The organism is Mesorhizobium sp. B2-3-7 (genome assembly GCF_006442695.1).
Taxonomy (GTDB): Bacteria; Pseudomonadota; Alphaproteobacteria; order Rhizobiales; family Rhizobiaceae; genus Mesorhizobium.
The window spans coordinates 254,877-277,655 of record NZ_VFVV01000004.1 but is presented as its reverse complement, the minus strand read 5'-3'; the positions used below and the strand labels follow the sequence as shown (position 1 = coordinate 277,655).

At 63.8% G+C, this 22,779-nt stretch carries 21 protein-coding genes; 16 read left to right on the top strand and 5 right to left on the bottom strand.

Annotated features, from left to right (window positions below):
* Positions 1–262 precede the first annotated feature (262 nt).
* Both ilvD and FJ940_RS10800 read left to right on the top strand, forming a co-directional pair.
* Positions 263–1,987, top strand: a complete 1,725-nt coding sequence (gene ilvD, locus FJ940_RS10805; protein WP_140495754.1) for a dihydroxy-acid dehydratase — start codon at positions 263–265, stop codon at positions 1,985–1,987.
* Positions 1,974–2,822 (top strand): tetratricopeptide repeat protein, encoded by an 849-nt coding sequence (locus FJ940_RS10800; protein WP_140495755.1) that lies wholly within the window; start codon positions 1,974–1,976, stop codon positions 2,820–2,822. Before ilvD ends, FJ940_RS10800 begins: the two co-directional genes overlap by 14 nt.
* Positions 2,823–2,858: 36 nt before the next feature.
* Here FJ940_RS10800 and FJ940_RS10795 read toward each other — a convergent pair whose 3' ends face one another.
* The 4 genes from FJ940_RS10795 to erpA all read right to left on the bottom strand — a co-directional run bounded on the left by FJ940_RS10795 (position 2,859) and on the right by erpA (position 4,788).
* Entirely contained in the window at positions 2,859–3,176 is a 318-nt protein-coding gene (locus FJ940_RS10795; RefSeq protein WP_140517140.1) for a hypothetical protein, read from the bottom strand.
* Positions 3,177–3,240: 64 nt separating this feature from the next.
* Entirely contained in the window at positions 3,241–4,035 is a 795-nt protein-coding gene (gene xth, locus FJ940_RS10790; protein ID WP_140495757.1) for an exodeoxyribonuclease III, read from the bottom strand.
* A 7-nt stretch (positions 4,036–4,042) separates the two neighbouring features.
* Complete coding sequence (locus FJ940_RS10785; RefSeq protein ID WP_140495758.1) at positions 4,043–4,435, bottom strand: VOC family protein; 393 nt, start codon at positions 4,433–4,435, stop codon at positions 4,043–4,045.
* A 5-nt stretch (positions 4,436–4,440) separates the two neighbouring features.
* Positions 4,441–4,788, bottom strand: a complete 348-nt coding sequence (erpA, locus tag FJ940_RS10780) for an iron-sulfur cluster insertion protein ErpA (RefSeq protein WP_140517138.1) — start codon at positions 4,786–4,788, stop codon at positions 4,441–4,443.
* A gap of 127 nt (positions 4,789–4,915) precedes the next feature.
* Here erpA and FJ940_RS10775 point away from each other — a divergent pair, with 127 nt between their 5' ends.
* From FJ940_RS10775 to FJ940_RS10710, 14 genes are all read left to right on the top strand, one after another.
* Positions 4,916–6,130, top strand: coding sequence for a deoxyguanosinetriphosphate triphosphohydrolase (locus FJ940_RS10775; RefSeq protein WP_140517136.1), 1,215 nt, complete (start codon positions 4,916–4,918; stop codon positions 6,128–6,130).
* Positions 6,131–6,192: 62 nt separating this feature from the next.
* The gene (argS, locus tag FJ940_RS10770) at positions 6,193–7,950 is read left to right on the top strand and encodes an arginine--tRNA ligase (RefSeq protein ID WP_140517134.1); all 1,758 of its coding nucleotides are present in this window, start codon (positions 6,193–6,195) and stop codon (positions 7,948–7,950) included.
* 103 nt (positions 7,951–8,053) lie between these two features.
* Positions 8,054–11,410 (top strand): SPOR domain-containing protein, encoded by a 3,357-nt coding sequence (locus FJ940_RS10765; RefSeq protein WP_140656497.1) that lies wholly within the window; start codon positions 8,054–8,056, stop codon positions 11,408–11,410.
* 125 nt (positions 11,411–11,535) lie between these two features.
* Positions 11,536–12,555 carry a beta-N-acetylhexosaminidase gene (nagZ, locus tag FJ940_RS10760; RefSeq protein WP_140517130.1) on the top strand — a complete coding sequence of 340 codons (1,020 nt, stop codon included), beginning with the start codon at positions 11,536–11,538 and terminating at the stop codon, positions 12,553–12,555.
* Positions 12,556–12,615: 60 nt separating this feature from the next.
* Positions 12,616–13,419, top strand: a complete 804-nt coding sequence (locus FJ940_RS10755; RefSeq protein ID WP_140495879.1) for a ScpA family protein — start codon at positions 12,616–12,618, stop codon at positions 13,417–13,419.
* Entirely contained in the window at positions 13,416–14,195 is a 780-nt protein-coding gene (gene scpB / locus FJ940_RS10750) for an SMC-Scp complex subunit ScpB (protein WP_140656494.1), read from the top strand. Before FJ940_RS10755 ends, scpB begins: the two co-directional genes overlap by 4 nt.
* Before the next feature lie 179 nt (positions 14,196–14,374).
* Positions 14,375–14,596 (top strand): twin-arginine translocase TatA/TatE family subunit, encoded by a 222-nt coding sequence (locus FJ940_RS10745; RefSeq protein WP_015317533.1) that lies wholly within the window; start codon positions 14,375–14,377, stop codon positions 14,594–14,596.
* Positions 14,597–14,682: 86 nt separating this feature from the next.
* Positions 14,683–15,417: a Sec-independent protein translocase protein TatB gene (gene tatB, locus FJ940_RS10740; protein ID WP_140495765.1), complete on the top strand. Its 735-nt coding sequence runs from the start codon at positions 14,683–14,685 to the stop codon at positions 15,415–15,417.
* Complete coding sequence (tatC, locus tag FJ940_RS10735; protein WP_140495766.1) at positions 15,414–16,277, top strand: twin-arginine translocase subunit TatC; 864 nt, start codon at positions 15,414–15,416, stop codon at positions 16,275–16,277. Before tatB ends, tatC begins: the two co-directional genes overlap by 4 nt.
* 376 nt (positions 16,278–16,653) lie before the next feature.
* Positions 16,654–17,958 carry a serine--tRNA ligase gene (serS, locus tag FJ940_RS10730; RefSeq protein ID WP_140495767.1) on the top strand — a complete coding sequence of 435 codons (1,305 nt, stop codon included), beginning with the start codon at positions 16,654–16,656 and terminating at the stop codon, positions 17,956–17,958.
* Positions 17,958–18,716, top strand: a complete 759-nt coding sequence (surE, locus tag FJ940_RS10725; RefSeq protein ID WP_140495768.1) for a 5'/3'-nucleotidase SurE — start codon at positions 17,958–17,960, stop codon at positions 18,714–18,716. The genes serS and surE overlap by 1 nt, the downstream gene beginning before the upstream one ends.
* Entirely contained in the window at positions 18,713–19,366 is a 654-nt protein-coding gene (locus tag FJ940_RS10720; protein WP_140495769.1) for a protein-L-isoaspartate(D-aspartate) O-methyltransferase, read from the top strand. The genes surE and FJ940_RS10720 overlap by 4 nt, the downstream gene beginning before the upstream one ends.
* A gap of 177 nt (positions 19,367–19,543) precedes the next feature.
* Positions 19,544–21,073: a LysM peptidoglycan-binding domain-containing M23 family metallopeptidase gene (locus FJ940_RS10715; RefSeq protein ID WP_140656491.1), complete on the top strand. Its 1,530-nt coding sequence runs from the start codon at positions 19,544–19,546 to the stop codon at positions 21,071–21,073.
* A gap of 436 nt (positions 21,074–21,509) precedes the next feature.
* Positions 21,510–21,815: a hypothetical protein gene (locus FJ940_RS10710; protein WP_140521031.1), complete on the top strand. Its 306-nt coding sequence runs from the start codon at positions 21,510–21,512 to the stop codon at positions 21,813–21,815.
* 84 nt (positions 21,816–21,899) lie between these two features.
* Here FJ940_RS10710 and FJ940_RS10705 read toward each other — a convergent pair whose 3' ends face one another.
* Positions 21,900–22,775 (bottom strand): ATP-binding protein, encoded by an 876-nt coding sequence (locus FJ940_RS10705; RefSeq protein ID WP_140656488.1) that lies wholly within the window; start codon positions 22,773–22,775, stop codon positions 21,900–21,902.
* Positions 22,776–22,779: the final 4 nt, after the last annotated feature.

Here is a 22,779-nt window from a genome sequence, read left to right as displayed (position 1 = left end):
TCGTTCCGGGGCTGTGGCCGAGCCTGTCGGCCCCAGGGCTGCGTTGCAGATAAACCGCACCAGCTCCGCCTCGTGTCGTTGTGATGTTTTGGCAACACTTTCTGAACAACCCCTGCGCTAGAAGTCAGGCCGACGAAATTGCCCATTTCCCGCCATAAACCCGGCGCACCTCGATCTTGTCTCGGGACACGCGCCAAAAGGCTCGGCGATGGGAGCAGGCCGCACCGCCCTCTTGCGAGGAAGATGTGGGGCAAGGAAGAGTATGGACGCCAAAGTCATCTCCAAGGCTAAGCTCCCCAGCCGCTATGTGACCGTCGGTCCGGCGCGTGCGCCGCATCGCTCCTATCTCTATGCCATGGGCCTGTCGGCGGCCGAGATCGCACAGCCGCTGGTCGGCGTCGCCTCCTGCTGGAACGAAGCGGCGCCCTGCAACATTTCGCTGATGCGCCAGGCGCAAGTGGTCAAGAAGGGCGTCGCGGCCGCCAACGGCACGCCGCGCGAATTCTGCACCATCACCGTCACCGACGGCATCGCCATGGGCCACCAGGGCATGAAGTCGTCGCTGGTGTCGCGCGAGGTCATCGCCGATTCGGTCGAGCTCACCATGCGCGGGCATTGCTACGACGCGCTGGTCGGGCTCGCCGGCTGCGACAAGTCGCTGCCCGGCATGATGATGGCCATGGTGCGGCTCAACGTGCCGTCGATCTTCATCTATGGCGGCTCGATCCTGCCCGGCAGCTACCGCGGCCGCCAGATCACCGTGCAGGATGTGTTCGAAGCGGTCGGCCAGCACTCGGTCGGCACGATCGGCGATGCCGAACTGCTTGAAATCGAGCAGGCCGCCTGTCCCTCGGCCGGCTCCTGCGGCGCCCAGTTCACCGCCAACACGATGGCGACCGTGGCCGAGGCGATCGGTCTGGCACTGCCCTATTCCTGCGGCGCGCCGGCGCCTTATGAAATGCGCGATCGTTTCAACTTCGCCTCCGGCGAAAAGATCATGGAACTGATCGCCAGGAACATCCGGCCGCGCGACATCGTCACGCTGAAAGCACTGGAGAACGCGGCGACGGTGGTTTCGGCCACCGGCGGCTCGACCAATGCGGCGCTGCATTTGCCGGCCATAGCGCATGAGGCCGGCATCAAGTTCGACCTGTTCGATGTCGCCCGGATTTTCGAGAAGACGCCATACATCGCCGACCTCAAGCCCGGCGGCAAATATGTCGCCAAGGACATGTTCGAGGCCGGCGGCATTCCGCTGTTGATGAAGACGCTGCTCGACCACGGCTACCTGCATGGCGATTGCCTGACGGTCACTGGCCGCACTTTGGCCGAAAATATGGAGCATATTGCCTGGAATGAACACCAGGATGTGGTCCGCCCGGCCGACAGACCTATTACCCAAACCGGCGGTGTCGTGGGCTTGAAGGGAAACCTTGCCCCCGAAGGCGCGATCGTGAAGGTCGCGGGCATGACGGAGTTGAAGTTCTCCGGCCCGGCGCGCTGCTTCGATTCGGAAGAGGAATGTTTCGAAGCGGTGACGCATCGCAACTACCGGGAAGGCGAAGTTCTCGTCATCCGCTACGAAGGGCCGCGCGGCGGACCTGGCATGCGCGAGATGCTGTCGACGACGGCGGCACTCTACGGCCAGGGCATGGGTGGCAAGGTGGCGCTGATCACAGACGGCCGTTTCTCGGGCGCGACGCGCGGCTTCTGCATCGGCCATGTCGGGCCCGAGGCCGCCGTTGGCGGTCCGATTGGCCTCATCCGGGACGGCGATGTGATCTCCATCGATGCCGTGAACGGCACGATCGATGTGGCGTTGTCCGATAGGGAACTGGCTGCGAGGGCAAAGAGTTGGAAGGCGCGCACAACCGACTATCAGTCCGGCGCGATATGGAAATACGCACAGACGGTAGGTTCCGCCCGCGACGGCGCGGTCACCCATCCGGGCGGTGCGAAAGAAACACACTGCTATGCGGACATCTGAGTTGTTGAAGTCAACACCAGAGTTGTTGAGGTCGTCTGTCCTTCCGGCACTGGTCGCGTTAGCGATCTTTGGCGCCGTCGGCCAGGCCATGGCCTTCGACGACAAGGTGTTCGACGACAAGACCGGCGTGAAGCCGCAGTCGAGCCCCTGGGCGGTGTTCCAGTTCGGCTTCTCCGCCTACAAGAACGGCCACAAGGAACAGGCCGCGGAGGCCTATAAATACGCCGCCGAGAACGGCCAGATCGGCGCCACCTGGAAGCTTGCCCGCATGTATGCCGAGGGTGACGGCGTGGCGCGCGACGATTACGAGGCGTTCAAGTTCTTTTCGGAGATCGTCGATCAGGACGTCGAGCCCGGCTCACCGGAAGAAAGCTACGTTTCCGACGCGCTGGTGGCGCTGGGCGACTATTTGCGCAAGGGCATTCCCGGCAGCCCGGTGACCGAGAACGAAGTGGCGGCCCAGGAATATTACATGCGCGCCGCCGCCAACTACCGCAACCCGAATGCCCAGTTCGAGATGGGGCAGATGTTCCTGAAGGGCGAGGGCGGCGTGAAGGCCAGCGTCAAGCAGGCCGGGCGCTGGTTCCAGCTCGCCGCCGAAAAAGGCCATGCCGGCGCGCAGGCGACGCTCGGCCATCTGTTGTTCCAGAGCGGCAAGATCGTGCGCGGCCTGGCGATGATGACGGCAGCACTCGAACGTGCGGCGCCCGCCGACCAGCCCTGGATCCGCGGCATGCAGGAGGAGGCCTTTGCCGCCGCCGGCGAAGCCGACCGCCGCACAGCGATCTCGCTCGCTGACGACATCCTGACCAAGGGCAACAGCGCCGATCAGTAAGGATGATCTCCCCACGAGGAGATCGCTAATCAGACATTAATTCTCGGTCGGCTCCGCCGGCACCATGCTGGGAGCCGGCGCCGAGATCGGCGTCATCCGCCGGTGCGGCGCCAGCGTGTCTTGCGGGCAGCTGTCCCCGACTTTCGTCCATGAGGTGTTGTTGAGCACCATCTCGCAGCGGGCGAGGTGGCTCTTGTCGGCGATCGTCAGACAGGCGACCTGGCCGACCGGGTAGGATTTTCCATTGGCAAGACATTCCTCGGCGGCGAAAGCCGCCGCAGGGACGGCGACAGCGAATGCCAGGCCGATCGGACAAAGGACAAGTCGTATGGTCATGGGAACCCCAGCCGCCATGATGATCTCCCATCATGCGCCTGATTGTGGCGATACGAGGTCCAGCGCGGGCCCGGGGTCTCCCTCAGGCCGGCAGCAAATCGAGATCGATGGCCACCGGCACGTGGTCGGACGGTTTTTCCCAGGCGCGCACATGCTTTTCGATCGAGGCCGATGAAAACCGGTTGGCGGCCTCGGGCGACAGCAGCAGGTGGTCGATGCGGATGCCGTTGTTCTTCTGCCAGGCGCCGGCCTGGTAGTCCCAGAAGGTGAAGGTGTCGCCCGCATCGGTGACCGAACGCACTGCTTCGGTGAAGCCGAGATTCTTCAGCCTGCGGAACGCCTGCCGCGTCTGCGGCTGGAACAGCGCATCATTCAGCCAGTTCTCCGGGAACTTCGCGTCGACAGGTTCGGGAATGACGTTGTAGTCACCGGCCAGCACCAGGGCTTCCTCCAGCCTCAGCCGCTCCTCGGCCCAGCGCTCCAGCCGTGCCATCCAGGACAGCTTGTAGGAGAATTTCCTCTCGTCATCGATCGGATTGCCGTTCGGCAGATAGAGCGAGGCGACACGCAGCGCGCCCTTGTCGGTCGAGAACACACCTTCGATGAAGCGCGCGTGCTCGTCGGCGTCGTCGCCGGGCAGACCTCTGATGACCTCGTCGAAGCGCAATTTCGACAGCAGGGCGACGCCGTTGAAACCCTTCTGGCCGTGGGTTTCCACATTGTAGCCAAGCGCCTCGATCTCGGCGCGCGGGAACTGCTCGTCGACCGTCTTGATCTCCTGCAGGCAGACGATGTCGGGGGCGCTTTCGGTCAGCCAATGGGTGAGATTGCCGATGCGAGCGCGAATGCCGTTGATGTTCCAGGTGACGATCTTCATGGCGGCCTCAATGTTCTTCCGGGGCAAGACGTTCGACCAGGCCGATCGTATTGCCTGCGGGATCCTTTAGAAAGGCCATCCACTCGCTTTCCCCCGCCGGACCGAACTGGCCCTCGGTGTCGCGATGAACAAGCGTTGGAGGCGCGGTGAAGGGAACGCCCGCAGCTTTCGCGCCGGCGTGGAAATCCTCGAGACCTGATATGTCGAGATAGACGGTTCCGGCCGGAATGCCGTCGGTGAACAGCAGCCGCACGCTGCCGGCCATGATGAAGGCGATGCCCGGCGGATCGTAACGCACATGCACGCTCATCCCGAGCACGTCGCACCAGAAGGCCAGAGTCGCGTCGAGGTCTCGCCCGGCCGAGAGCGCGACCTGACGAACCGCGCCAATGGCAGGCATTGTTCCTAAATGGAGAAGCTTGTGCCGCAGCCGCAGGAGGCGACCGCATTCGGGTTGCGGATCTGGAACGACTGGCCCATCAGGTCGTCGACGAAATCAATCACCGACCCGCCCATATAGACCAGCGACAGATCATCGATCAGAACCGTGGCGCCGTCCTTCTCGATGGCGACATCGTCGTCGTTGCGCGCGTCGACCAGATCGAACTTGTAGGAAAAGCCGGAGCAGCCGCCGCCTTCGACGGAAACGCGCAACGCCGTCTTGCCGGCCTCGTCCGACACAATCTTGGCGATCCGCCTTGCGGCGGCATCGGTCATCTCGACATTCATGGCGGTCTTGGCATCCGCGCCCATGGGCGTCACCTTGCTTTCGGTTTCACATGATAGGTATGAAGCGCGAAGGGCCAAGTCAACCGGCCATAGTCTGGCGGCCATAGTCTAGCGGCCAAAGTCAGGCGGCCAAAGTCAGGCGGCATCGACCATGACCAACGAGTTGGGCGACATCGGATTCGGCTATAGGCCCCGCGCGGCCTATGCCAGCGATCCGGCGCGCTCGCGCGGGCGCCTGTTCGAAGAGGTCGAAAGCCCGACCCGTACGCCGTTCCAGCGCGACCGCGACCGCATCATCCATTCCACCGCGTTCCGCCGGCTGAAACACAAGACGCAGGTCTTCATCGCCCATGAAGGCGATCATTACCGTACCCGGCTGACCCATTCGATCGAGGTGGCGCAGATCGCACGCGCCCTGGCGCGGGCGCTGCGCGGTGACGAGGATCTGGCTGAAGCGGTGGCGCTGGTGCATGATTTCGGCCACACGCCCTTCGGCCACACCGGCGAGGACGCCCTCAACGAGAAGATGGCTGATTGGGGCGGCTTCGACCACAACGCGCAATCGCTGCGTATCGTGACAAGGCTGGAAGCGCGCTACGCCGAGTTTGACGGACTGAACCTGACCTGGGAAACGTTGGAAGGCCTGGTCAAGCACAATGGTCCGCTGACCGATGCTAACGGCAAGGGCCTGAAGGGTCCGGTGCCGCAGGCGATCCGCGATTATTCGGAACTGCACGACCTCGAGCTCGACCGGTTCGCCGGCATCGAGGCGCAGTGTGCTGCGATCGCCGACGACATCGCCTACAACACGCACGACATCGACGACGGCCTGAGGGCGGGGCTGCTGACGCTGGACATGCTGAAGGCCGTCTCGCTGCCGGGCACAATCCTGGAGGGGGTGCGCGCGCGCTATCCCAATCTCGACGAGGTGCGCACCGGCCACGAGCTAATGCGGCGCCAGATCACCGCCATGGTCGAGGACGTGATCAGGTCGACCACCGCCAACCTGGAACGCACCGGACCGCGGAGCGCCGATGCGGTGAGGGCGGCGGGCGAGACGATGGTGACCTTTTCCGCCGAAATGGCCATCGCCGAGAAAGAGCTGAAGGCCTTTCTCTACAAACACCTCTACCGGCACAAGGAAGTCATGCGCGTGCGCGCCGATGCGGAGCGGATCGTCAGGGACCTGTTCGACGTCTATTTCGCCGATCCGCGCGCCATGCCGGACGGCTGGCGCGAGGGGCTCGACCGGGCCGAGGATCGCATCAAGGCGCGCAGCGTGGCCGACTTCCTGGCGGGGATGACCGACACCTACGCGCTGAAGGAACACCGCCGTTTGTTTGACCGTACGCCGGATTTGAGCTAGGGCGGGCTCGATTTTGCCGGCCAACAAGCCGGATTCCCTGCAAAGCCGCCAGAGTCATACCCATGAACATCTTCGCCGACTTCACCGCGCGAATCATAAAAGCCGTCGAAGCGCTTGATCTGAAAGCCAGTGACGGTGTTTCGCCCGATCTGTCGCGCATCGCCGTCGAGCCGCCGCGCGATGCCAGCCATGGCGATCTCGCGACCAATGCGGCAATGGTGCTGGCCAAGCCCACCGGCCAGAACCCGCGGGTGCTGGCTGAGCGCCTGGCGCTCGCGCTGCGGGACGACAAGGATATCGCGGCCGCCGAGGTTGCTGGCCCGGGCTTCGTCAATTTGCGGCTCAAGGACGGTTTTTGGCAGGCACATCTCACGACGCTTCTGGGCGAGGGCCGCAATTACGGCCGCTCCAGCATTGGCGGCGGCAGGAAGGCCAATGTCGAATATGTATCGGCCAACCCGACGGGACCAATGCATGTCGGCCATTGCCGTGGCGCCGTGGTTGGCGATGCGCTTGCCAATTTGATGGCCTTTGCCGGTTACGACGTGACCAAGGAATATGTCATCAACGACGCCGGCTCGCAGATCGACGTTCTCGGGCGCTCGGTGATGCTGCGTTATCGCGAGGCGCTTGGCGACGAGGTCGGCGAGATCCCGGCCGGGCTCTATCCAGGCGACTATCTGGTCCCGGTCGGGCAGGCGCTGGCCAAGGAGTTCGGCCGGTCCTTGCTGCAGATGCCGGACGAAGAGGCGCTCGCCATCGTCAAGGACCGCACCATCGACGCGATGATGGCGATGATCCGCGAGGATCTGGCGCTGCTCAACGTGCATCATGACGTGTTCTTCTCCGAGCGCACGCTGCACGCCGACAATGCCAGGAAGATCCGCTCGGCGATCAACGACCTGACGCTGAAGGGCCATATCTACAAAGGCAAGCTGCCGCCGCCCAAGGGCGAGAGGCCGGACGACTGGGAAGATCGCGAACAGACCCTGTTCCGTTCGACGGCGGTCGGCGACGACATGGACCGGGCGCTGGTCAAGTCGGATGGTTCGTTCACCTATTTCGCCGCCGACGTCGCCTATCTCAAGGACAAGGTCGATCGCGGCTTCGTCGAGCTGATCTACGTGCTCGGCGCCGACCATGGCGGCTACGTCAAGCGGCTGGAAGCGCTGGCGCGGGCGATCGCCGGCGACGAGGTGAAGCTCACGGTTCTTCTGTGCAACCTGGTGAAGCTGTTTCGCGATGGCGAGCCGGTGCGCATGTCCAAGCGGTCCGGCGATTTCGTGACGCTGCGCGAAGTGGTGGAGGAAGTCGGCCGCGACCCCATCCGCTTTATGATGCTCTATCGCAAGAACGATGCGCCGCTCGATTTCGACTTCGCCAAGGTGACCGAACAGTCCAAGGACAATCCGGTGTTCTATGTGCAGTACGCTTCGGCGCGCTGCCATTCGGTGTTCCGGCAGGCGAGCGAACAGTTGGGCGAAGCGAATTTCGATCGCAACAGCCTGGCGGCTGCCGTGGCGTTGCTGACCGACGAAGGCGAGATCGGCCTGATCCGGAAACTCGCTGAATATCCACGGTTGATCGAGTCGGCGGCACTTGCGCTCGAGCCGCATCGGCTGGCATTCTACCTCTACGATCTGGCCTCAAGCTTCCACGGGCACTGGAACCGCGGCACCGATAATCCGGACTTACGTTTTGTTAAGGTTAACGACCGACAATTGACGCATGCCAGACTAGGGCTGGTGCAGGCTGTTTCGGATGTCTTGACGTCCGGCCTGACGCTGATCGGCGCCGCGGCGCCCACCGAAATGCGTTAGGTTTGACTAAAAAACCTGTCACCTTTTGCCCACATTGCGCTGGTAAGGGCCAACCCTGCGCGACGTCCATGGCGTCCGAATGAGTGCGAGTTCGGGAACAATAATGGCAGACAGAACCCAGCTGAGAATAGCCGACAACAACGACATCGCCAACGATGATCCGTTCGCGGAACTGACCAGGATCATGGGGTTCGACCCGCGCCAGCCGGTCAAGCCACAGGCGCCCGCCCAACCGAAAGCCGCCGCTGATCAGCAGGCGCAGGAGGTCGATTTCGACATCGATCTCGAAAAGGAGTTGATGGGCGACTTCGACTTTGCCGAAGGCAACGCCGCGACGGTCGCCGATGTTGATGAGCCGGCGTTCGACGCCGCCGCTACCGACGGCATGGATGACGAACTCGCCATGGCGTTCGACGACATGCAGCTCGACGATGAGCATGGTGCCGACGACGCAGTTGCCGAGGCCGCGCCAACCGTCGATGCCGCTTTCGATACGGATTTCGACGATGCGGTAGCCAGCTCTCTCGATGGCGTTTCGCCGCTCGATGACGATCTGCCCATGGCGGACGAGCTTGCGGCATCGCTCGATCAGGACTTCCGGCTTGATGACGCGACCGATGCGGCCGAGCCCGCCTTGGCCGCCGAAGTGGCGGAGCCTACCGTCGACCATGAATTCGACGATGGCTTTGCCCTTTCGCTCGAAGACGAACTGATGCTCGATGGTCACGTGGCGGAGCAGCAGCCTGAAGCGGCCGCGGCTCCGGTCGAGCCTCCCGTCGAGGCGGCGCTGAACGCGAACCATGCGGTTTCCGAAGAGGATTTTGGCGATCGCTTTGATGACGCCACGGCTTTCGACGACGGGCTGGCGGATATCGATTTCGATCTGGCTGCCGATCACTCGGTCGCGACCGATGCGCCCGTGGCTGCGGAGACGGATGCGCTTGACGCGCACGACGTGACCGCCGAGACGGCCGATGCGCACGAAATGGACGGCGTGTTCGCCAAGGCGACGGATGCGGAAGGCGAGACAGCAGACCTGGCCGCCGATGCGCCGTTGGATGATGCTTTCGAGCAGGATTTCAACGACGCGCTTGCCGAAGCGACGGACGAGCCGGCTGCCGAGCCTGTGGCTGCCCCCGTTCATCCGGCGGCCCCGGCTATGGCCGAACCGGTGCATGCCGTCGCCGTCGAGCGTAGCCTTGAAGACGAGTTGAACGCGCTGTTGGGCGCCATGAGCGCGCGCCCGGCGCCGGTGGCCAAGGAGGAGGTCGCGATTCAGCAGCCTGTCGCCGCGACCGCGAAACCCGACGAAGAACCGACGGCCGGTGACCTCGACTGGAACCTGGACGAACCTGCGGCGACGCAGCAGCATCAGGCGGTCTCGACCGCTGACGTCGATCTTGACGATCTCATGCTCGATGAGCTTCAGGACCAGGACCTCGGCGCGCATGCCACTGTCTCTGAAGACGATGATTTCGAAGCGGAACTCGCCGCAAGCATCGACCTGGCCGAAGGAATCGACCGGGATGAAGATCTCGCCGCGGATCCCGCCGCGCCGGAAACTTTCCGCGACGATCCCCTCGATTGGCTGACGACGCAGTCCACTCCGCCCGAGCCGGCCCGGTCGTGGAGCCGGGTTACGCCGGTCCCGCAGCCGCAACAGGCGAGTTTTACCGCCCAGCCGATGGCTTCGGCGGCCCCCATGGCGGCGCCGGCTGCCGCGATCCCGACCTATCGTGCGGCTGAGCCTGCCGCTTATGCGGCGCCGGCCGCCGCGCAGCGCGAGCAGTCCGCGTTCGATGACGAGATGCCTGACGTCGAGACCGTCGATGTGCCGGAGCGCGTCGTGGCGCTTCAGGATGATCTCGACATTCCGGAATTGCACTTCGAAGAGGACGAGCCGGCCGCGCCCGGCTACGACGATCTCGACGCCGAATTCTCCAATCTGCTGACCGAGATGAATACAGTGGATGTCGCTGCGGCTCCCGCAAACGCCAGCGCGCCCTATGCCGACGACTCCTACAATCCCGGCTTCAAGCCGGGTTACGATGCCTTTGAACAGGGGTATGAGGCTCCCAAGCCGGGTTATCAGGCGCTCAAGCCGGGCTATGAGGGGCTCAAGCCGGGCTATCAGCCCGAGGCCCGCACCTACGCGGCACGGCCGGCGGAAATGTCTGCCCGCGCGACAGCGCCGGCAGGCTATGCCGACGCCACCAACGGCTTCGACGTCGACGACTTGCCCGGCAGCCAGCCGGTTTCACAGGCCGACGATTTTGCCGTCGACGAGCTCGACTACGATCCCGAGCTGGACGAGGCGATGTCGGTTCCTGGTCTCGCCGAACGCGAGGCCGGCGGGTCGCCGCGCAGGCGCGGCCTGCTCATCGCCGCCATTGTCGGTGCAGTCGTTGTCACCGGAGGCCTCGGCGCCTTCGCGCTGTCTCCGGGCGGCCAGGGCGGCAGTGACGCCCCGGTCCTGGTCAAGGCGGACAATGCACCGATCAAGGTCAAGCCGGAAAACCCGGGCGGCGCCGTGGTGCCGAACCAGGACAACAAGGTCTATGACGCGGTCGCCAAGGGCGCCAAGCCCGCCGAGCCGGTCCAGCAGAAGCTCGTCACCAATGTGGAGGAACCGGTCGATGTGGCGGCGAAAGATCCGGCTCGCGCCGTCGATCTCTCGCCCGACCAGACCGCAGCCGACGCGACCGACGGCGACGGCGGCGATGCTCCAACCGCCGTTGCGGCGCCAGCCGATAACGCCGCGCCCGCAGCCAAGTCCGAGGACCGCATCGCGCAGGTCCTCCAGGATGCCGACAAGGGAACGAATCCCGACGTCGTCGCCGTGGCGCCGCGCAAGGTTAGGACCATGGTGGTCAAATCGGACGGGTCGCTGGTGCCGCGTGAGGATCCGGCGCCCGCCGCACCGAAAGTGGCTGCCGTGGAGCCGGTCGATCCGGCGCCGCAACATGTCGCGCCGTCGGCTCAGGCTGATGCTGACCAGACCGGCACGGTGGCGCCGGACGCCGCGCAGGCGGCCGATGAGCCAGCCCTGAAACCGGTGGCCGAGCCCAAGGCGGAAGCCAAGGCCCAGTCGGCCAACACGCCGGCCAAGGTCCCGGTCGCGCCGCAGCGCCCGTCCGACCAGCCGGTCGACGTGGTCGGCGAGGTCAAGCCCGATCAGGTTGCCTCCATCAGTCCCGCGGCGCCCTCGACCGGCGGCGGTTCGTGGTCGATGCAGATCGCCTCGCAGCCGACGGTCGAAAGCGCGCAGTCGACCTATCAGGATCTGCAGCGTCGCTATGGTGGCGTGCTTTCCGGCCGCACCGCCAACATCGTCAAGGCGGAGATCGCCGGCAAGGGGACTTTCTACCGCGTCCGCGTGCCCGCGCAGTCGCGCAACGATGCCATCAATCTGTGCACCAGCTACAAGGCTGCCGGCGGCAACTGCTTCGTGTCGAGGTAGTCATTCACCTCCCGTGTCGGAGGAGAGCAGTTTGAAAACCGGCGCGGCCTCAACGCCGCGCCGTTTTCTTTTTGCACTTTTCGACGTGATTCCCTTTGGCCGCGGAAGATTCTAGACTCGTCGGCATGACCGAATCAAAATCCATGATCCTCGGCTGTGCCGGGAAGTCGCTCACCCGCGAAGAAATCAGTTTCTATCGCAATGAATGCCCGTGGGCCTTCATCCTGTTTGCCCGCAACATCAGCGAGACCGAGCAGATCCGCGATCTGGTCGCCGAGATGCGCGACTGCATCGGACGCCCGGACGCGCTGGTGTTCATCGACCAGGAGGGCGGCAGGGTGCAGCGGCTGCGGCCGCCTCTGGCGCCGAACTATCCAGCCGGCGGCGCGCTCGGTGCGCTGTGGCGCGACGACCATGACGCCGGAGCCCGCGCCGCCTGGCTGATGGCGCGGCTGCACGCTTTCGACCTTCTGCGCTACGGCATCACGGCGGATTGCCTGCCGGTGCTCGACGTGCCGATCGAAGGGGCGAGCGACGTCATCGGCGCGCGCGCCTATGGCAAGGAGCCGCGCCCGGTCATCGAGCTCGGCCGCGCCGCGGCGGAAGGCCTGATGTCTGGCGGCGTGCTGCCGGTCATGAAGCATATTCCCGGCCATGGCCGGGCTTTCGCGGACACGCATTTCGAACTGCCTGTCGTCGACGCTTCGATGAGCGAGCTGCAGCGGCACGATTTTGCGCCGTTCAGGGAACTCAACCACCTGCCGATGGCCATGACCGCGCATGTCGTCTACAGCGCGATCGACCCGAAAAACCCGGCAACCACCTCCGGCAAGGTCATCGACGAGATCATTCGCCGCGAGATCGGCTTCGATGGGCTGCTGATGAGCGACGACACCTCGATGAAGGCACTTTCTGGGGATTTCCCGACAAAGGCGGCCTCGATCCTTGCGGCCGGCTGCGATCTGGTCCTTCACTGCAACGGCGTTTTCGAGGAGATGGCGGGCATCGCATCGCGAACCAAAGGGCTTGAGGGCAAGTCGCTTGAGCGTGCAAACCGGGCAATGACCTATATAGAAAAACGCGACGCGGCTGAAGAAACCGAGATACGCGCCGAATTCGCCACCTATTTCGATGCGGTGGCCTGACAGAGGGAAGAACGGGACGTGGCGGAAGCATTGGAAAGCAAGGCCGGGAAGGCCGCACCGATGGACCGCCTGTGGGCCGAAAGCGATGATACCCGGCTGACCGGCGATCCGTCGCTGGTCGTCGACGTCGCAGGATTCGAAGGCCCGCTCGATCTTCTGCTGCATCTTGCCCGCAACCAGAAGGTCGATCTCGCGCGCATCTCCATCCTGGCGCTGGCCGAGCAGTATTTGGCCTTCGTCGAGACAGCGAGGGCGCTGAGACTTGAGCTCGCCGCGGACTATCTGGTGATGGCGGCGTGGCTCGCCTTCCTCAAATCGAAGCTTTTGATTCCGAAGCAGCCGGGCGAGGAAGGCGAAAGCGGCGAGGAACTGGCGGCGGTGCTGCAATTCCGGCTCAAGCGGCTGGAAGCCATGCGCGATGCATCGGCGCGGCTGGTCAACCGGAACCGGCTCGGCCGCGACGTGTTCGCGCGCGGCATGCCGGAAATGGTTATCATCGAGAAGCGCAATGCCTATTCGGCGTCGCTCTACGATCTGCTCACCGCCTATGCCCAGCAGCGGCAGAAGCAGGCAATCACCAATGTCACGATCGCCAGGCGCGGCGTCTGGTCGCTCAAGGACGCCCGCGACATCCTGACCAGGCTGATCGGAAGCTTGCGGGACTGGACGGCGCTCGACAGTTTTCTCGTCCAATATCTGTCCAGCCCTGAAGAGCGGCGCACCGCGATCGCCAGCTCGTTCGCGGCGACACTGGAACTGGTGCGTGAGGGCAAGATGGATGTGCGGCAGGACGAGGTGTTCGCGCCGATCTATCTGCGCGATCACCGCGCACCGGCAATCAAGGCAGTCGAGGTGGCATCATGAGCGAACGCGCCAACGCTTCGGTTGTCCCGTTCAAGGTGGACAACGAACCGGAGGAGGGCGAGGTCGACCAGGCTTCGGTTCAGAATCCGGCCCAGAATCCGGCGCAGAATCCCGCCGAGCGGCTGCATATGGCGGAAGCGGTGCGCATGGCCGAGGCGATCGTTTTCGCCAGTGCCGAGCCCGTCAGCGAAAAGCAGTTGGCCGCGCGCCTTCCCGATGGCATCAACATCGCGCTCGCGATGGCCGAGCTGCAGCAGATCTATGCGCGGCGCGGCGTCAACCTGGTGCGGGTCGGCGATGCCTGGGCGTTTCGCACCGCCGGCGATCTCGCCTTCCTGATGAGCCGCGACACCGTCCAGCAGCGCAAGCTGTCGCGCGCGGCGCTCGAAGTGCTGGCGATCATCGCCTATCACCAGCCGGTGACGCGCGCCGAGATCGAGGACATCAGAGGCGTCGAAACCTCGAAAGGCACGCTGGATACGCTCTTGGAGACGGAATGGGTGCGCATGCGCGGCAGGCGCAAAACGCCCGGCCGTCCCGTCACCTATGGCACCACCGAAACCTTCCTCGACCATTTCGCGCTCGAGGAAATCCGCGATCTCCCCGGCATGGAGGAGTTGAAGGGCGCCGGCCTGCTTTCGGGCCGCATGCCGTCGAATTTCTCCATTCCGCAGCCGCCGGCCGATCCGGATGCGCTGACCGAGGACGAGGATCCGCTGACCGATATCGATCTCGAGGAACTCGGCCTGCTGACGCCGCGCGTCACGGAAGATTGACCACAAGCCCCTGTTCCTGGAGGCTTTCCCGGGCTAGATGCGCCGATTGGTAGCGGACCGCATCGCCGAAAATGCGTGACATCCGACACCCTTTCATAAACTCTGTCGCGGTTGTGTTTGAATCCCAACGCGAAAACGCATAGATCATCGCCAGGGAAACCATTCGAGAGAGAGTTGCTATGGGTTCATTTTCGATTTGGCACTGGATGATCGTGCTGGTCATCGTGCTTCTGGTGTTCGGCCGCGGCAAGATACCCGAGCTGATGGGCGACATGGCCAAGGGCATCAAGAGCTTCAAGAAGGGCATGGCCGACGACGACGTTGCCGACGACAAGCGTACCGTCGAACATCGCGCCGACGAAACCGTTTCGGCAGCGAAGGAAAAGGCCAGCAAGAGCTGAGCCAAGGGTTGTTGCTTTTGTGCGTGTCGTTGTCCCAGAACCGCTTCGCACTTTTGGGCGGCATGCATTAGTCGGAACGGATAGCCATGTTTGAAGTCGGCTGGACCGAAATGCTGGTGATCGCGATCGTTATGATCGTGGTCGTCGGGCCGAAGGATTTGCCCAACATGCTGCGCACCTTCGGCCGCACGACGGCGAAGCTGCGTGCCATGGCGGCCGATTTCCAGAAGCAGTTCAACGAGGCGCTGAAGGAAGCGGAGCTCGACGACGTCAAGAAATCGGTCGACGAGCTAAGGGGGCTCAGCCCGGTTGCCGAGATCAGGAAACAGCTCAATCCGTTCGAGCAGGCGGCCGCCGATGTACGTTCCGGCGTCGACGCGGCGATGAAGCCGAAGCCGGCCGTCGATACGGCAGCGCCCGCCGGCTCGGTGCCGCAGGCGGCCGAACCGTTGAAGAACGGCGCGACCACCATGCCGGGGCCCACTGAACCCGATACCGCGCCGGCCGCGCCGATCTTCCCAGTCATGACCGATGAATCGGTGGTGGCGTCCTCAGCGCCGACAGAGCTGGCGCCAAAGACACCTGCGGCAGGGAAAGCGGCCAAGCCCGCCAAGGCTTCGGCGAACGGCGCGAAAGCTTCCACGCCTGCGAAAGCGGCGACCGCCAAACCCGCGCCAGCACCCAAAGCGCCGGCGAAGCCCGTGGCGGCGTCAAAGGCTGCCAAACCGGCAGCAGCCAAGGCGGCGACGACCAAGGCCGAGGCGAAACCGGCTCCAGCGAAGAAGCCAGTGGCCAAAAAGACGGCGGGAGCCGCCAAGTGAGCGTTTCGGACAAGGAAAAGGACGAGATCGAGAAATCCTCGGCGCCGCTGATGGAGCATCTCATCGAGTTGCGCCGCCGACTGATCTGGTCGCTCGGCGGCTTCTTCGCCGCGTTCCTGGTCTGCTTCTTCTTCGCCAAGAAGCTGTTCAACCTACTTGTCGTGCCATTCAAATGGGCGACGCAATGGGCGGGGCTCGACCCGCACAAGGTCGAGCTGATCTATACCGCGCCGCAGGAATTCTTCTTCACGCAGGTCAAGCTCGCCATGTTCGGCGGCATGGTGATCGCCTTTCCGCTGATCGCCACGCAGATCTACAAGTTCATCGCGCCCGGCCTCTACAAGAACGAACGCAACGCCTTCCTGCCGTTCCTGATCGCGTCGCCAATCCTGTTCCTGATGGGCGCCTCGCTGGTCTATTTCTTCTTCACGCCGATGGTGATGTGGTTTTTCCTCGCCATGCAGCAGTCGGGCACCAACGACCAGGTGCAGATTTCGCTGCTGCCGAAGGTGTCGGAATATCTCAGCCTGATCATGACGCTGATCTTCTCCTTCGGCCTGGTATTCCAACTGCCGGTGGTGACCAGCCTGATGACGCGCGTCGGCATGCTGTCATCCAAGGCGCTGGCCGAGAAGCGCAAATGGGCGATCGTCATCGCCTTCGTCGTCGCGGCGGTGCTGACGCCGCCCGACCCGATGAGCCAGATCGGCCTCGCCATCCCGACCATCCTGCTCTACGAGGTCGCCATCTGGTCGGCGCGGATGATTGAACGCAGCCAGGAGCGCGAGCGCCTGGCGCGGGAGAAGCAGCAATCCGAGGAAGAGGTGGCGGAAAAGCCGGCAGACGCATCCTCCACATAGGGCAGGCGCGTCGCCCCTGCGGGCTGCCGGCCTCGGAATCGGTGCGCGGCCCGGTGCCGATAGGAATTTTTTCTTGACTTGGTGCCCGCCGCTATGGTACATATTCGGTTATGGTGCTGATTTGCGCCAACGACCCGCCGCCGAGGCGGGTTTTTTATTTCTGGACTGTCGCGCTATCCCTCACCACTCGAAAGCGGGCTCGCGGCCCCTGCCGTCCGCAAGCCCGATCTTGCATCGATCAGAGATGCGGTTTACCCCCTCTGGCCTGAAACGCATCGCGAAACCGACGATGCGTTTCAGGCTATATTCTTGGAGCATATCGTAGCGCAAACCGCCGCGCGCTTTGGCGGCAAGCTACCGCAGGAGCTTTCAGACCATGCTTGACATCAAATGGATTCGCGACAACCCGAAGGCCCTTGTCGAGGCGCTGGTCAAGCGCTCGTGGTCGGTCGAGGAAGCGCAGTCCACCGTCGATGACCTGATCGCCAGGGACGAGGCGCGGCGCGAACATGTTACCGAGCTGCAGACCAAGCAGGAACGCCGCAACGCCGCCTCGAAAGAGATCGGCAATGCCATGCGTTCGGGCGATGCCGCCCTTGCCGAAAAACTGAAAGCCGAAGTCGGCGAGATAAAAACCTTCATCCAGAACGGCGAGGCGCGCGAGCGCGAGCTCGACAAGGCGCTGAACGACGCGCTGGCGGTGCTGCCCAACGTGCCGCTCGACGATGTGCCGGTCGGCAAGGACGAACATGACAACGTGGTCAAGCATATCGTCGGCAAGGTGCCTACCCGCCCGAACTGGGTGAAGGAGCATTTCGAGATCGGCGAAGCGCTCGGCATGATGGATTTCGAGCGCGCCGCGAAACTTTCCGGCTCGCGCTTCACCGTGCTGAAGAGCGGGCTGGCGCGGATGGAACGCGCGATCGGCCAGTTCATGCTCGACCTGCACACGACCGAGCATGGCTATGAGGAAGTCATCCCGCCGCTGATGGTCAAGGACGATGTTCTTTTCGGCACCAACCAGCTGCCGAAATTCGAGGAGGATCTGTTCTTCACCCCGCATGGGGACGGCAGGCTTGGCCTCATCCCCACCGCCGAAGTGCCGCTCACCAACCTCGTGCGCGAGGAGATCACCGCCCATGAGAAACTGCCGCTGCGCTACACCGCGCTGACGCCGTGCTTCCGCTCGGAGGCCGGCTCGGCAGGGCGCGACACGCGCGGCATGCTGCGCCAGCACCAATTCTACAAGGTCGAGTTGGTGTCGATCACCGATCAGGAGTCGTCGCTCGCCGAGCATGAGCGGATGACCGAGTGTGCCGAGGAAGTGCTGAAGCGGCTTGAATTGCCGTTCCGCACCATGGTGCTGTGCACCGGGGACATGGGTTTTGGCGCGCGAAAAACCTATGACATCGAGGTGTGGCTGCCCGGCCAGAACGCCTATCGCGAAATCTCGTCCTGCTCTGTCTGCGGCGATTTCCAGGCCAGGCGCATGGAAGCCCGCTACAAGGACAAGGACGGCAAGGGCAACCGCTTCGTCCATACGCTGAACGGCTCAGGCACGGCTGTCGGGCGCGCACTTATCGCCGTCATCGAAAACTACCAGAACGAGGATGGCAGCGTAACCATTCCTGAAGTGCTGCGGCCTTATATGGGCGGGCTGGAAAAGATCGAATCGAAATAATGCGTATTCTCCTGACCAATGACGACGGCATTCATGCCGAGGGCCTGGCGTCGCTCGAGCGCGTCGCGCGCACATTGTCCGACGATGTCTGGGTGGTGGCGCCGGAGCAGGACCAGTCCGGCTATGCGCACTCGCTGTCGATCTCGGAGCCGCTGCGGCTGAGGAAAATCGGCGAGAAGCACTTTGCCGTGCGCGGCACGCCGACCGACTGCGTCATCATGGGCGTGAAGAAGATCCTGCCCGGCGCGCCCGACCTGATCCTGTCGGGCATCAATTCCGGCGCCAACATCGCTGACGACGTCACCTATTCGGGAACCGTCGCCGGCGCGATGGAGGGCGCGTTGCTCGGCATACGCTCGATCGCGCTCAGCCAGGGCTACAGCACTATCGGCGAGGACCGCGTCGTTCCCTACGAGACCACCGAGGCGCTGGCGCCGGCGCTGCTCAAGAAACTCGTCGCGACGCCGCTGCCGGACGGCGTGCTGCTCAACGTCAATTTTCCGAACTGCCTGCCTGAAGAGGTCGCCGGCACGGTGGTCACCTCGCAGGGCAAGCTCGTACACAGCCTGTGGGTCGAGGAACGCCGCGACGGGCGCGGGCTGCCGTACTACTGGCTGCGCTTCGGCCGCGAACCCGTCGAGGGCAAGCAGGGCACCGACCTTTTTGCGCTGCGCAATCGCCTGGTGTCGGTGACGCCGCTGCAGCTCGACCTCACCGCGCATGAGATTCGTGACCAGCTGAGCAAGGCCCTTGCATGAACCTGCCGATCGATGACCGAGAAGGATTTGCCGCCTTCCTGCTGCGCCTGCGCGGCAGGGGGACCGTGCCGAAGGCGCTGATCGCGGCCTTCGAGGCGACACCGCGGCGCGGCTTCCTGGCCGCCCAATTCCATTCCATCGCCTGGTCGGACCGCATGCTGCCGATCGAATGCGGCGAAGCGATCGAGGGCGCGGACATGCAGGCGGCGGTGATCGCCGCACTCGCCATCGAAGTCGGGAATCGCGTGCTCGAGATCGGTACCGGCTCCGGTTATACGGCAGCGGTGATGTCGCGCCTGTCAGGCCGGGTTGTCACCATCGACCGCTACAAGACGCTGGTCGAACAGGCGCGGCAGCGCTTCGAGGCGCTCGGCATCGGCAACGTCATCGCGCGCCAGGTGGATGGTTCCTCCGGTTTGGCCGCAGAAGGCCCGTTCGACCGGATCGTCGCCTGGGCCGCCTTCGACAGCCTGCCGCGTTTCCTGCTCGACCAGTTGTCGAGCGGCGGCATCGTGATCGCGCCGATCGGACCGGAGGAGGGCGAGCAGGTGCTGGCCAAGCTCACCAAGGTCGGCAGCCGTTTCGAGCGCGAGGATATCGGCCTCGTGCGCCTGCAGCCGGTATTGCGCAGCCTGGCGGCCGTTATCTAGGGATTGTCCATGTCAGCCGGCCTGCAACGGCGGCTGCGCGTGCCTCTATATGGGCAGTCTGGGCGGCCTCAAATATTTTAAGAAATTTTGCGTCTGATTCTAAGGGGTTAACCGACCAGTAACATTAACGCGCTTTAATCCTGTCCAGTTGGTGCAGAGTTTGTGCGGGTTAGTGCGATGCAACTCAGTGTTTTGAAGGCAAACAATCGCAATTTGGCGCGGGGCTGCGCTGTTCTCATGATCGCGGGTGCCGCGGCTGGGTGCAGCTCGCAAGTGTCGCGGTTCAACGGCGTCGACGACGTCTTCACCTCCTCGACAAACAATCAGCGCGCCATCATCAACAAGCAGGATGCCGTGCAGCAGCCCTATCCGGGGGATGTCGCGGCCGCGCCGCTCGATGGCAGCCACACGCAGTCGGTCAGCCGCTCCAGCCTCGAACCGGTGTCGACGCGGCCGCTGCCGCCACCGGTCGCCCAGGCGCAGCCCGCTCCCGCGCTGGCACCCGCCGCCAATCCGGTGCGTGTTGCATCGGCGCCCGCTCTGGTGCGCCCGGCACCGCATGTCGACCGGACGGCGACCGGCACGGTTGCTCCCGCGGCCAAGCCCTTCAAGGATGCCCAGCCCGACGCCAAGGCAGCCGGCACGGCGCATGCCACCGAAATCGTCGTCAGGGACGGTGAAACGATCTCCGGGCTGGCGCAGCACTACAAGGTGCCGGCCGACGTGATCATGAAGGTCAACGGGCTGAGCGCGACCAAGGGGCTGAAGACCGGCCAGAAGATCATCATTCCGGCCTACGCCTATTCCAGCAAGGCCGAGCCCAAGATGGCCGATGCCAAGCCCGCTAATGGCAAGCGCGACGTGCCGGCCACCGCGCCGGAAAAGGTCGCCGTGCTGCCGCAGCAGCCGAAGCTTAAGGAGGGCAAGCCGGCCGCGCAGGTCGATGCTTCGGCCGCGGCGAACAAGCCCAAAGACAGCAAGCCCGCGCCGCAAACGGCCGCCGCCGCGCCCAAGGCCGGCGCCGGCGCCTATACGGTGCAGTCGGGCGATACGCTTTCCTCGATCGCCAGGAAGACTGGCGTCGGGGTTGTCGCCATCAAGCAGGCGAACGGCATGCAGGACGGCTTGCTGAAGATCGGCCAGACGCTGAAGGTGCCGGCCGGCGGAACGGCCACGGTGGCCGCCGCAAAGCCGGCGACGGTAGACCCGGTGACGACAGCCACGACGCAGCCGACGGCCAAGACGACGCCGTCGCAAACGCTGGCTTCCTACACGCCGCCGAAGAAAGACGCCAAGGTCATCCAGCAGGCCGAGGATGACGACGCTGTGGCGCCGGACGCCACCGGCATAGGCAAGATGCGCTGGCCGGTGCGCGGCCGCGTCATTTCCGGCTTCGGTTCCGGCAAGGACGGCGTCGACATCGCCGTGCCGGCAGGCACGCCGGTCAAGGCGGCCGAGAATGGCGTCGTCATCTATGCCGGCGACGGCCTCAAGGAATTCGGCAATACGGTGCTGGTGCGGCACGAGAATGGCCTGGTCACCGTCTACGGTCACGCCAGCTCGATCGAGGTCCAGCGCGGCCAGAAGGTCAAGCGCGGCCAGGAGATCGCGCTGTCGGGTATGAGCGGCACGACGGACTCACCGAAGCTGCACTTCGAAGTGCGCAAGAACTCGGCCCCGGTCGATCCCTCCGGCTATCTCGAATAGTCGGGGCTATTTCGAATAGAATAAAAAAAGCGATTTGCGGGCCGCCTGACCTCCAGTCCGGCCCGCCGGCTCAGCCCGCCCCGCAAGGAGCGGGCTTTTTCAGTTGGTTGCTGGATGCACGTCGTTGTTTTCATGCATGTCTAACCAGGATCAAATTTTGAGTGACATGCTGAACCAAAGAGCAGCCCTCAACCGCGCTAATGGCGCGGGGACACATCACGCCAAATAGCTTTTGGGAGTCTAGACGTTTGCCATTGGCGGGCGCCTGAGCAGCGCCCGGAACCGTCGTGCGCACCACGTCTCCGGTGCCGCAGTCGCTCCCTTGGCGGGGATCGGCGCAAGAGCCGTATTGCGACTCGCGTTATCGAAAATGGTTTATCTGCATTTTAACTAATGTAGAGGAAAGTCATTCTCGACGCTCTGCAAGGAGAGTGGAATGATTGAATCTGTCGAAGAGGATGAACTTCCGTCCGCCAGCCCAACGCATCGCTGGCAATCGCATGTACGAGCAACTGCTTTAATCGTTGCGCCGGTCATTTCGATCGCAAGTGCCGCTTTGGCCGGCTATTTCTCCTATGCGGTGATCAATACCAAGCCGCCCACAGACATGTCCGAGCTGGCCATTTCCATCCTGAAATCAGGTGATGCTTCACCAGAAATGCAGGCCTGGGCGACCGATACACTCGGGATACAAACCGATATTCCCATGGTTCTGGGAAGCATAAAGCCTGTGCGGGAATGAACACGATATAGAAACCGGCGTCCCCGGACGGGTCGGCCACGAAACTTTTGTGGCCGGCTCCTGCCGTCACTCGGTGAGCCGCGCCTAATCCTTCAACGGCTTGCCGAGCCGGCCTGCGAGGTCCTGCGTGAACTGCCAGGCGACGCGGCCCGAGCGGCTGCCGCGTGTCGTCGCCCATTCCAGCGCCTCGGCGCGCAACTGCCCGGGGTCGATGTCGAGCCCATGATGGCTGGCGTAGCCGTTGACCATTTCGAGATATTCGTCCTGCGAACATTTGTGGAAGCCGAGCCACAAGCCGAAGCGATCGGAGAGCGAAACCTTCTCCTCGACCGCCTCGGACGGATTGATGGCGGTGGAGCGCTCATTGTCGATCATGTCTCGCGGCAGAAGATGGCGGCGGTTCGACGTGGCGTAGAAAATGACATTGGCCGGGCGGCCTTCGACGCCGCCTTCGAGTGCTGCCTTCAACGATTTGTAGGAGGTATCGTCATGGTCGAAGGAGAGGTCGTCGCAAAACAGGATGAAGCGGTAAGGCGCGGCCTTCAGCAGCGTCATCAGCTTCGGCAGCGTATCGATGTCCTCGCGATGGATCTCTATCAGCTTGAGCGGGCGGTCGAGTTTCGGCGAGGCGTTGATTGCGGCATGCACGGCCTTGACCAGCGACGATTTGCCCATGCCGCGCGCGCCCCACAAAAGCACGTTGTTGGCGGCATAGCCGGAGGCGAAGCGCTCCGTGTTGTCGACGAGGATGTCGCGCACGCGGTCGACGCCGCGGATCAGGCCGATGTCGACGCGGTTCACCTTGCGCACCGGCTCCAGGCAACCCGGATCCGCCTGCCAGACGAAGCAATCGGCTCCGCCAAGGTCGGTTACGGGCACAGGCGGCGGGGCGAGGCGGCTGACCGCCTCGATCAGGCGGTCGAGTTTCTGGTTCAATGCGTCGATGCTGGTATCGGTCATCTCA

Bases quoted from the DNA above. Each gene is read 5' to 3' on its own strand.
- xth (WP_140495757.1), bottom strand. From the start codon at position 4,035: ATGAAGATCGTCACCTGGAACATCAACGGCATTCGCGCTCGCATCGGC.
- ilvD (WP_140495754.1), top strand. From the start codon at position 263: ATGGACGCCAAAGTCATCTCCAAGGCTAAGCTCCCCAGCCGCTATGTG.
- surE (WP_140495768.1), top strand. From the start codon at position 17,958: ATGCGTATTCTCCTGACCAATGACGACGGCATTCATGCCGAGGGCCTG.
- FJ940_RS10765 (WP_140656497.1), top strand. From the start codon at position 8,054: ATGGCAGACAGAACCCAGCTGAGAATAGCCGACAACAACGACATCGCC.
- nagZ (WP_140517130.1), top strand. From the start codon at position 11,536: ATGACCGAATCAAAATCCATGATCCTCGGCTGTGCCGGGAAGTCGCTC.
- tatB (WP_140495765.1), top strand. From the start codon at position 14,683: ATGTTTGAAGTCGGCTGGACCGAAATGCTGGTGATCGCGATCGTTATG.
- FJ940_RS10800 (WP_140495755.1), top strand. From the start codon at position 1,974: ATGCGGACATCTGAGTTGTTGAAGTCAACACCAGAGTTGTTGAGGTCG.
- serS (WP_140495767.1), top strand. From the start codon at position 16,654: ATGCTTGACATCAAATGGATTCGCGACAACCCGAAGGCCCTTGTCGAG.
- FJ940_RS10715 (WP_140656491.1), top strand. From the start codon at position 19,544: ATGCAACTCAGTGTTTTGAAGGCAAACAATCGCAATTTGGCGCGGGGC.
- FJ940_RS10795 (WP_140517140.1), bottom strand. From the start codon at position 3,176: ATGGCGGCTGGGGTTCCCATGACCATACGACTTGTCCTTTGTCCGATC.
- FJ940_RS10755 (WP_140495879.1), top strand. From the start codon at position 12,616: ATGGACCGCCTGTGGGCCGAAAGCGATGATACCCGGCTGACCGGCGAT.
- FJ940_RS10720 (WP_140495769.1), top strand. From the start codon at position 18,713: ATGAACCTGCCGATCGATGACCGAGAAGGATTTGCCGCCTTCCTGCTG.
- FJ940_RS10785 (WP_140495758.1), bottom strand. From the start codon at position 4,435: ATGCCTGCCATTGGCGCGGTTCGTCAGGTCGCGCTCTCGGCCGGGCGA.
- argS (WP_140517134.1), top strand. From the start codon at position 6,193: ATGAACATCTTCGCCGACTTCACCGCGCGAATCATAAAAGCCGTCGAA.
- scpB (WP_140656494.1), top strand. From the start codon at position 13,416: ATGAGCGAACGCGCCAACGCTTCGGTTGTCCCGTTCAAGGTGGACAAC.
- erpA (WP_140517138.1), bottom strand. From the start codon at position 4,788: ATGGGCGCGGATGCCAAGACCGCCATGAATGTCGAGATGACCGATGCC.
- FJ940_RS10775 (WP_140517136.1), top strand. From the start codon at position 4,916: ATGACCAACGAGTTGGGCGACATCGGATTCGGCTATAGGCCCCGCGCG.
- FJ940_RS10710 (WP_140521031.1), top strand. From the start codon at position 21,510: ATGATTGAATCTGTCGAAGAGGATGAACTTCCGTCCGCCAGCCCAACG.
- FJ940_RS10705 (WP_140656488.1), bottom strand. From the start codon at position 22,775: ATGACCGATACCAGCATCGACGCATTGAACCAGAAACTCGACCGCCTG.
- FJ940_RS10745 (WP_015317533.1), top strand. From the start codon at position 14,375: ATGGGTTCATTTTCGATTTGGCACTGGATGATCGTGCTGGTCATCGTG.